The 2,545-nt window shown below is 70.0% G+C and carries 1 protein-coding gene; it reads left to right on the plus strand.

The window, feature by feature from the left end; genetic code table 11:
* A partial coding sequence (locus VN856_RS06090; protein ID WP_325687159.1) for an alpha-(1->3)-arabinofuranosyltransferase domain-containing protein occupies positions 1 to 2,545 on the plus strand: 2,545 nt, incomplete at both ends.

Genomic DNA, 2,545 nt, shown 5'->3' on the forward strand with positions numbered 1-2,545 from the left:
CGCCGAAACCGTTATGGCGCAGTGCGTTTGCTCACCCGGAGCGCGACAAGCGGGTTGCGGTAGGGATCGTGGTGCTGACCGCGCTGATGGCCGGGACATCGCTGGCGTGGACCGGGCGGATGACCCCGCCGGGCACCTACAACGCGATACCGCGGTATTGGCATGACGCCGCCGACTGGCTGTCCGCGCACGACACCGGTACGCCGGCGCCGGGCCGGGTGCTGGTGGTTCCCGGCGCGCCGTTCGCCACGCAACTGTGGGGGACCAGCCACGACGAACCGCTACAAGTGCTCGGCGACAGCCCGTGGGGTGTGCGCGACTCCATCCCGCTGACTCCGCCGCAGACCATCCGGGCGCTGGACTCGGTCCAACGGCTGTTCGCCTCCGGGACGCCCTCCGCGGGCCTCGCCGATACTCTTGCTCGTCAAGGCATTTCGTATGTCGTGATGCGCAACGACCTGGACCCCGACGCGTCTCGGTCGGCCCGCCCGATCCTGGTGCACCGGGCCGTCACTGGATCGCCGCGACTGCAGAAGGTCGCCGAGTTCGGGCCGCCGGTCGGTCCGGGCCCGGTGTCCGGATTCGTCACCGACAGCGAACTGCGTCCTCGATATCCCGCCGTCGAGATCTACCGCGTGACCGCCATGGCCGGCGACCCCGGCGCTCCCTATCTGGCAGACATCGACGGACTGCCCCGCGTCGACGGCGGCCCCGAGGCCTTGCTGCGACTCGACGAACGTCGCCGGCTGTCTGGCCGGCCCCCGCTCGGCCCGGCGCTGCTGACCGCCGACGCCGTCGGTGCGGGTCTGCCGGTACCGGTCGTCACGATCACCGACACACCGCTGGCCCGCGAGACCGACTACGGCCGGGTCGACGAGCACTCGTCGGCGATCCGTGCCGTCGGCGATACCCGGCACACCTTCAACCGGGTGCCGGACTATCCGAGTCCGGGCGCGGACACCGTCTACGGCTCGTGGACCGGCGGCCGGTTGACGGCGTCGAGTTCGTCGTCGGACTCGACGGTTTTGCCCGACGTCGCGACCGCCGCATCCCCGGTTGCGGCGATCGATGCCGATTCGGCGACCGCCTGGGTGTCCAACAGCCTGCAGTCGGCCGTCGGTCAATGGCTTCAGGTCGACTTCGACCACCCGGTGACCAACAGCATCATCACCATCACCCCCAGCGCGACGACTGTCGGCGCGCAGGTCCGACGTGTCGAAGTCGAAACCGCCACCGGGACAACGACGTTACGGTTCGACGAGGCGGGCAAACCGATCAGCGGGGCGTTGCCGTACGGCGAGACTCCGTGGGTCCGCATCACCGCGATCGGCACTGACGACGGGTCGCCAGGGGTGCAATTCGCGATCACCGACTTGTCGATCACGCAGTACGACGCCCGCGGCTTCGCGCATCCGATCGATATTCGGCACACCGCGCTCGTTCCCGCTCCCCCGCCGAACGCCGCAGTGGCACAATGGGATCTGGGTTCCGATCCGCTGGGTAGACCGGGCTGCGCGACCGGTCTGACGAACGTGCAATGCGCGCCGTCGATGGCGCTGGCGACGGAAACACCCGCGACCTTCAGTCGCACGCTGAACGTGCCGCAGCCGATGTCGGTGCAGCCGACGATCTGGGTCCGCGCCCGGTCGGGCCCCAAACTGGCCGACCTGGTCGCCGAGCCGGACACCACGCAGGCTCACGGCGACTCCGATCTGGTCGACGTCCTCGGCGCGGCCTCTGCCGCCTCCGACGGCGACCCGGCCACCGCGTGGACGGCACCGCAGCGAGTGGTGCAGCACAAGACGCCCCCGACGCTCACCCTCACCCTCCCGCAACCCACCGAAGTGGCCGGTCTGCGAGTCACGCCCAGCACGTCACCGGTGCCCGCGCACCCGACCATGGTGGCCGTCGACCTAGGCGACGGTCCGCAGGTCCGGGCGCTGAAAACATCTGGGCCACAAGACCTGCCGCTACAGCCGCGGGTGACCGACACCATCGCGGTCAGCCTGCTCGACTGGAAAGACGTCATCGACCGCACCGCGCTCGGCTTCGACCAACTCAAGCCACCGGGGCTGGCCGAGATTGCGGCGCTGGGCACCGACGGCAGACCGATCGCCGCGGCCAACGCAGCGCGCAACCGGACTCGCGAGGTCACCGTCGACTGCGAGCACGGACCGGTCATCGCGATCGCCGGCCGCTTTGTGCACACCTCGGTCAACACCACCGTCGGCGCGCTGCTGGACGGCGCTCCGGTAACCGCGCAGCCCTGCGACGCCGAGCCGATCACGTTGCCCACCGGCCAGCAGGAACTATTGGTAAGCCCCGGGCCGCAATTCGTCGTCGACGGTGCGGAGTTGTCCGGACCGCTCGCGGCGCAGTCGGTCACCGCCCCGGAGGCGCCGGCGGCCACCGGAGTGTGGGGGCCGGCCCGTCGCGAAGTGCGGGTGCCGGACGGGACGACGTCGCGGGTGCTGGTCGTTCCGGAAAGTATCAACACCGGATGGGTGGCCCACACCAGCACTGGAACTCGATTGACACCATTGGC

Origin of the sequence: Mycobacterium sp. (genome assembly GCF_035603715.1) — a bacterium.
Lineage (GTDB): Bacteria > Actinomycetota > Actinomycetes > Mycobacteriales > Mycobacteriaceae > Mycobacterium.